The sequence below is a fragment of the Tunicatimonas sp. genome, assembly GCF_049647865.1.
Lineage (GTDB): Bacteria > Bacteroidota > Bacteroidia > Cytophagales > Cyclobacteriaceae > Tunicatimonas.
Map to the genome: position 1 here is coordinate 1 of NZ_JBARYM010000054.1, position 7,874 is coordinate 7,874.

Sequence of the window (7,874 nt, forward strand, 5' to 3'; positions counted from 1 at the left end):
GCCTTAAGATCAATTCGAATAGTATCGTTTTGAGCAAATGTTACTAAAAAAGTGCTGAGGAAAAGCGCTAGAAAGATTAGGATTGTTCGTAACCCCATAATGTGTATATTTATTATCGCTCAATATAATAAAACCTGATGGTAATGAGCAGTGAGCAATTGAAAGTTTATCCCGGAAGAGTTCCGGGGTTGACATTGGGTAATAAGTAAATGGTCTGATTGCTAAATTGCTGAAGTGATTATTAATTTTTAACCCTTCAACCCTATATCTTCCTGCTCTTTACCCTTTTCTGTTCTTCGGTTTCCCATTTTGCGGTAATTCTACTATCTTTCCTAGTAGCAACTCCTCTTTACCATGATTTACTCCAAACATATCCGAACTTTCATCTACTTCTGTATCATTGGCAGTCTGTGGTGCTGCCAGCAGGAACTTCCTGAAGAGGTAGCGCAGGCTTACGAAACCCTTCCCGATGAAGTAGATTTTAACTACCACGTGAAGCCTATTCTCTCCGATAGATGCTACGCCTGCCATGGCCCCGACGAAGCGGCGGTAGAAGCCGGACTCAGCCTGAGTGAAGAAGAGTTGGCCACTGCGGTACTAGAGAGTGGCAAGCGCGCAATTGTATCCGGCAAAACGCAGCGTAGTGAGTTAGTCCACCGGATATTTGCCGATGATCCGGAGGTTCAAATGCCGCCCCCGGAATCTAACTTAACACTGACCGCTCAAGAAAAAGCCACGTTAGTAAAGTGGATCGAGCAAGGAGCCGAGTACAAACCCCATTGGGCGTTTATCTCTCCGGAGAAGCCAGAGGTACCGGAAGTCAATCAATTTGCTGAGTTCGTAAAAAACCCTGTTGATAATTTCGTAGCGACTACCTTAGAAAGCCGAGAACTTGCCCCTTCTGGCCCCGCCGACAAACAACGTTTATTACGTCGGGTAACCCTCGATCTTACTGGCTTGCCTCCTACGGTAGAAGAAATGGATGCTTTTCTGGCCGATGACTCAGAGAGTGCATACGAGAAAGTAGTTGACCGACTGCTGGCATCACCCGCCTACGGTGAGCGGATGGCGATAGAGTGGATGGATATATCTCGCTACGCCGACTCCCACGGTATGCACGCCGACGGTGCCCGAACCATGTGGCCCTGGCGCGATTGGGTGATTAAAGCTTTTAATGAGAATTTGCCCTACGATCAGTTTGCTACCTGGCAACTAGCGGGTGACTTACTACCTAATGCTAGCCGGGAGCAGAAGTTGGCTACCGCTTTTCATCGTAATCATCCCATGACCGGTGAAGGCGGAGTTGTGGACGAAGAGTTTCGTTTGAAGTATGTGTTTGACCGTTCCAGCACCACGGCTACAGTATTTTTGGGTCTTACCCTGGAGTGTGCTCAGTGCCACGACCATAAGTTTGACCCCCTGTCTCAGAAGAATTTCTATAGTATGGCAGCTTTCTTTAATAACATCCGAGAGCTCGGCATGACCGGGGATGATGGCGACTACGGCCCTATGTTGCTGCTACCTTCTAACCAGCAGCAGCGAACGATAGACTCTCTTGACCATCTAACTGAAGAATTACGAGGCAGTTTGACCGAAATTACCGAACATAAAGAATCACTGACTCAATACCTTGATCAGTTATCTAACCAAGAATCAGTAAACATCCCTCAGCCAGCGGGCTACTTTCCGGTTGAGCAAATATCTTCGACAAAAGATAATAAAGGAAATTCGCACCAAGCGATTGACCGTAATTCTAAAACCCGGATATCCAGCGAACCGCAGTTAGTAGATGGTATAAAAGGCAAAGCCCTGCATTTCGACGATGGATACGAAACCCTTGCGTTGGAAGAAATAGGACAGTTTGAAATGAATGAACCCTTTACCGCATCGGTATGGGTGAAGCCCGACGTAGATCAGAAGATTCAGACGATAATGGCCACCTCAGGGGAGAAAAATAGTTTCTGGCGCGGTTGGGAGTTTTACCTCGACAGTGCCAACTACCCAGCAGTAAAACTCATTCATTCACTACCGCACAATATGATCCATACCAAGAGTTTGGAAAATATTCCGGTAGGTGAATGGTCGCACCTGGCGTTTACCTACGATGGCGGGGGAAAAGCAAATAACGTCCAAATCTACGTAAATGGTCAATTGGCAACCACCGACGTTCTCTACGATCGTTTGTACAAGTCGATCAAGACCTTAATTACTGGTAATCATCAACCCACCAACCGCCCTATTCAGTTGGGAAAATCGTACCGAGCCTACACGGGTGAATTTGGCATTTACAAAGGCGCGGTAGACGAAATTTACGTATTCCATCAGGATTTAACCCCGGTAGAGATTGCTCAACTTTACGCTCGATCGTCCAGTGAAAAAATAGCCTACAAAGATCTCTCGGAGGAAGCTAAAATTACGCACGTACTGAAGAGGAAACACTCGGCGTATCAGGAAAAGCAACGGCAGCTACGAGACTTAGTGCGGCAACGAATGGAAGCAGTAGGCGATGTTACTGAGATTATGGTGATGGAAGAAGAGCGCGAACCTCGCCCTATGTTTGTGCTGGATCGCGGGGCTTATGATGCTCCTGCTGAACAAGTACCGCCGGGCACCCCCGAAAGCATACTACAGTTTCCCGAAGACCTCCGCCGCGACCGTCTGGGATTAGCCCAGTGGCTATTTAGCGAAGATAATCCCCTTACTGCCCGAGTCACCGTGAACCGCTACTGGCAACTCATCTTTGGGCGCGGACTGGTAGATACTCCACACGATTTTGGGTTCCAGGGTAGCCTTCCTTCTCATCCGGAATTATTAGACTGGCTGGCGGTTACCTTCCGAGAATCGGGCTGGGATGTAAAAGGACTAATGAAGACAATGGTGATGTCCGGCACGTACCGACAAGCTTCGGTGCAAGACGAAAAGCAGGTAAAAAACGACCCGGATAACGTCTGGTTAGCCCGGGGACCATCAAGCCGTATGTCAGCCGAAATGATCCGGGACAACGCTCTGGCAGCTAGTGGTTTATTAGTAGGTAAGATAGGCGGTGCCAGCGTAAAGCCTTATCAGCCGGAAGGGCTTTGGATAGAAAAGGGCAACTTCTCTCACATACTGCTTCGCTACCAAGAAGATAAAGGCGATAGCCTGTACCGCCGAAGCTTGTATACCTTTGTAAAACGAACCAGTCCGCACCCCGCTATGGTTGCCTTTGATGCGCCTAACCGCGATGTGTGCACGATGAAGCGAGAAAACACCAACACCCCGTTACAAGCGTTGGTGCTACTCAACGACCCTCAGTTCGTAGAAGCCGCTCGGGTGATGGGCCAGCGATTACTAACCGAAGGTGGTGAAACAACTGACGAAAAGATCAACTATGGGTTTCGGTTAGCTACCGGACGAAAACCTACTGGGCAGGAGATAGACATTCTGGAAGGCTTGTTCACCGAAGCGAAAGAGCTATTTACTTCGTCACCAGCTCAAGCCGATTCACTGCTGGCCATTGGCGAATATCCGGTAAACCAGCGGTTGGGTAAAACCGAAAGTGCCGCCTGGGCCATGATTGCCAGCACTCTACTAAACCACGATGAATTTTACACTAAACGGTAATTATCCGCCTGAAAATTACGCCAGATATGGACCATTGTAATAATTACGAACAACAGTACTCTCGCCGAGACTTCCTTACTAAAACCTCACTGGGTTTAGGGGCAGTGAGTCTTGCTTCTCTGATAAATCCAATGAAGTCGTTGGCGAAGGATGCTGGCGGTATGGGCTCTCCCTATTTCACTCCCAAGGTGAAGCGGGTCATCTATCTGTTTCAGAGCGGAGGTCCCTCCCAGTTAGAGCTATTTGACCCCAAACCCCTGCTGCGCGAGATGAATGGTAAAGATTTACCTGCATCGGTGCGGGGTGAACAACGACTTACCGGCATGAGTGCGGGCCAGTCCTCCTTCCCACTGGCGGGTTCCCAATTTGATTTTGCACAATACGGTCGTTCAGGAGCTCCGGTTAGTGAACTGATGCCACATACCGCTAAGGTGGTGGATGAACTATGCTTCGTTAAGTCCATGTATACCGAAGCCATCAATCATGATCCGGCGATTACGTTTATTCAAACAGGTTCTCAATTTTCCGGTCGGCCCAGTATTGGTTCCTGGCTAAGTTACGGACTGGGTAGTGAGAATGAGAACCTCCCAGGCTTTGTGGTGCTAGTCACTAAGAATAAGCGCGGGCAGCCGCTGTACGCTCGCTTGTGGGGCAATGGGTTTCTACCGTCTCAGCACCAGGGAGTACAGTTCCGGGCCGGAAAAGATGCGGTGCTTTACTTAAACAATCCTTCGGGTATTGACCCTAGTGACCGTCGGATGCAGCTTGACTATTTAAATCAGCTTCAGGAGGTTCAACACCAAAGTTTGGGCGACCCGGAGATCAATGCGCGAGTAGCCCAGTACGAAATGGCCTACCGAATGCAAGCCTCCGTACCTGACATTATGGATACCTCGAGTGAACCCGATTATATCTACGATATGTACGGCGAGGATGCCCGCGAACCGGGAACTTTCGCTGCCAACTGCCTACTGGCACGTCGCTTAGCCGAACGTGATGTTCGCTTTATTCAACTCTACCATCAGGGCTGGGACCAGCACGGTAATTTACCAAATGCTATCCAAACCCAAGCAAAAGAAACTGATCAGGCATCGGCTGCTTTAGTGATGGATTTGAAACAGCGCGGAATGTTAGATGATACGTTAGTCATTTGGGGAGGGGAGTTTGGCCGGACGAATTATTCTCAGGGAAAACTAACGAAAACGAACTACGGACGAGATCATCACCCGCGCTGCTTTACCCTGTGGATGGCGGGCGGCGGAGTAAAGAAAGGGTTTACTTACGGGGCAACCGATGAATTTGGCTATAATATTACTGATAACCCGGTACATGTCCACGACTTTCAGGCAACGCTGCTCCATCTTCTGGGCATTGATCACGAAAAGCTCACCTTTAAGTTTCAGGGCCGCCGCTTCCGATTGACTGACGTACACGGACACGTAGTGAAAGATATTCTTACTTGATCTATTATGGACAATAATAAAACTAATATGAATAAACGAATATCTATACAGCAACCTTGTCACATGAGCTGGAAGAATTTGGATAGAATTCAAAGCTCAAAAAACAGACATTGTAGTGAGTGTTCGATAGATATTATAGATTTCACCCAAATGAGTAACGATGAAATTATTAAGTATTTATCGGAACGAAAAATAGAAAAAGTATGTGCCAGAATGTATTCAGTAAATAAGAACTCAAGATATTCAAAAGTTCAAGAGGTTATTCTGAGTTGGCATGAATACATAAAGTCCAACGTTCACAATCGACACTTTAAAACAGCAATTTTAGCACTTTTAGGATTGATGTTATTTACAACTGGGTGCGTGGGCGAACCTAGTGATGATGATTGGCCTTGTCGAGTAGAATATGTTCCAGATACTACTACTACAGACCCGAACGACAGCACATACGTAGACATTTGTGATTAGCACGAAAATGACCAGAAAGCCCCATAAAGAAATCTAAAACAAAATCTAAGCTGCATTAGCACAGTTTTACAGCGTAAAGATAGAGAAGTATATACTACTTGAAATGAACCGAGCCATCAAAATTTGCTGGTGTTTTCTGTTTGGCTTCGTATTAACGAACTGTGGTCCCTCTATGCCCGATGACGTTCAGCTTGCTTATCAGTACCTTCCTGATAAGGTTGATTTTAACTTCCACGTACGTCCTATTTTATCCGACCGATGCTTTGCCTGCCACGGCCCGGATGAGAACGCCCGGGAGTCGGGTCTGAGATTGGATCAAGAAGAAGCCATTTTCGCTAATATTCCCGACCAGGAAACCTTTGCGGTGGTAGCTAGTCACCCCGATGAAAGTGAATTAGTTCACCGCATTTTAAGCGACGACCCAGAACTGGTGATGCCCACCCCGGAATCTAACCTGAGCCTTACCGCTGAAGAGAAAGCAATTCTGATTAAGTGGATTGAACAGGGCGCCGAATGGAAAAACCATTGGGCGTTTGATGCTCCGGCAAAAGCAGCACTTCCGGAGGTTAATGATGCTACCTGGCCCCGCAATGAGATTGACTACTTTGTTCTGGATAAGTTAGAATCGCTGCAACTAACCCCTTCGGAAGAGGCTGACAAAGAGACGTTGATTCGCAGGCTATCCTTTGACCTAAATGGTCTTCCTCCTACCCCCGAAGAGGTAACCGCTTTTAAAGAAGACACCTCCAAACAAGCTTACGAAAATCTGATAGACCGGTTGCTAGCATCTCCCCGCTACGGCGAACGCTGGGCTTGGGAGTGGTTAGATGTAGCCCGCTACGCCGATACTAACGGCTTTCAGGGTGACCCCACCCGCAAAATGTGGCCCTGGCGCGACTGGGTGATCCGGGCTTTCAACGAAAACTTGCCCTACGATGAGTTTACGGTGATGCAACTGGCGGGCGACCTAAAGCCTTCCCCCACTACCGAAGATATTTTGGCTACGGCTTTTAACCGGAACCACACCTACAACGGCGAGGGCGGAAGAATACCCGAGGAAACCCGGGTAGAGAACGTACTGGATCGAGTGGAAACCACCGGAACCGCCTGGCTAGGGCTAACGCTGAACTGCGCCCGCTGCCACGATCATAAGTACGATGAGCTCACGCAGCGAGAGTATTATCAGTTCTACGACTACTTCAACCAGACTTCCGAAGAAGGACTAGGCGGCAACGGAATGATTCCCCCAGTACTGGATCTTAGCTCCGCCAGAGACCAGCAGGAAGTAGCCGAACTACAAGAATACGTCTACGCACTGGCGGAAAAGGTGGAGGTAGCCGAACGAGATAAGTTTCCTCGAAAAGACGGTCTCCCGGCTTCAGAGTCCAGAGCGGCTGAGGGGTTGGAAGGCGTAGCAAGTTACGCCCTCACCTACGAACCCGCCGATCGATCTTCCTATTTTCTGAGTCAGCTCGGAAACTTCTTCAAAGAGAAAGACCCGGCTTACTTTGCGTTAATTGATGATCTCAGAGCCGCGAGAAGTAGCCGGGACCGCCGAGCTTCCCGGAACCTTCAGGTAATGGTAATGGACGAGCTGAAGTACCCGCGGACAACCTATGTATTGGAAAAGGGCGGCTACGATAATCCCCGCACGGATGAGCCGATATTCAGGAACGTACCCGCGTTTTTACCGCCTTTGCCAGATGATAGTAAAAATAACCGTTTGGCTTTGGCCCAGTGGCTGGTAGCCGATGAGCAGCCACTCACCGCCCGGGTCACCGTGAATCGCTACTGGCAGGCATTTTTCGGCAATGGCTTGGTGAAGACGATTGAAGACTTTGGGGTGCAGGGTGCCTTACCTACTCACCCGGAACTGCTGGACTGGCTAGCCGTTGATTTTCGGGAAAGTGGTGACCGACAATCCGGTGGCCGGCAATCCGGTTGGAACCTTAAAGCGCTGCTTAAGAAAATCGTGATGAGCGCGACCTACCGGCAATCTTCTAATGTAACCGAAGAGCTGCTAGAAATTGATCCGGAAAACAAATATTTAGCTAGAGCTACCCGAATGCGTTTACCCTCCTGGATGATTCGCGACCAAGCACTCTACGTAAGTGGATTACTAGTCGATTCTATTGGGGGTCCGTCAGTAAAGCCCTATCAGCCAGAAGGTATTTGGGAGGAGGCTACTTTTGGCAAAATAAAATACGAGCAGGATCACGGCAACGCGTTGTACCGCCGTAGCCTCTACACTTTCTGGCGGCGTATTTCGGGGCCTACGTTTCTGTTTGATAATTCATCTCGGCAGGTGTGTAATGTTAAGATGCTGAATACGAACACTCC

Annotated in this window: 3 protein-coding genes; all 3 read left to right on the forward strand. The window is 48.6% G+C overall.

What is annotated here, in order from left to right; all coding sequences use genetic code 11:
- The first annotated feature begins 354 nt into the window (after window positions 1-354).
- Entirely contained in the window at window positions 355-3,603 is a 3,249-nt protein-coding gene (locus tag WBA23_RS02015; RefSeq protein WP_424580568.1) for a DUF1553 domain-containing protein, read from the forward strand.
- Window positions 3,604-3,629: 26 nt separating this feature from the next.
- Window positions 3,630-5,066, forward strand: coding sequence for a DUF1501 domain-containing protein (locus WBA23_RS02020; RefSeq protein ID WP_424580569.1), 1,437 nt, complete (start codon window positions 3,630-3,632; stop codon window positions 5,064-5,066).
- 571 nt (window positions 5,067-5,637) lie between these two features.
- Window positions 5,638-7,874 (forward strand): PSD1 and planctomycete cytochrome C domain-containing protein (locus tag WBA23_RS02025; RefSeq protein WP_424580570.1); only part of this gene is annotated, 2,237 nt, incomplete at its 3' end.

Bases quoted from the DNA above. Each gene is read 5' to 3' on its own strand.
- WBA23_RS02015 (WP_424580568.1), top strand. From the start codon at position 355: ATGATTTACTCCAAACATATCCGAACTTTCATCTACTTCTGTATCATT.
- WBA23_RS02020 (WP_424580569.1), top strand. From the start codon at position 3,630: ATGGACCATTGTAATAATTACGAACAACAGTACTCTCGCCGAGACTTC.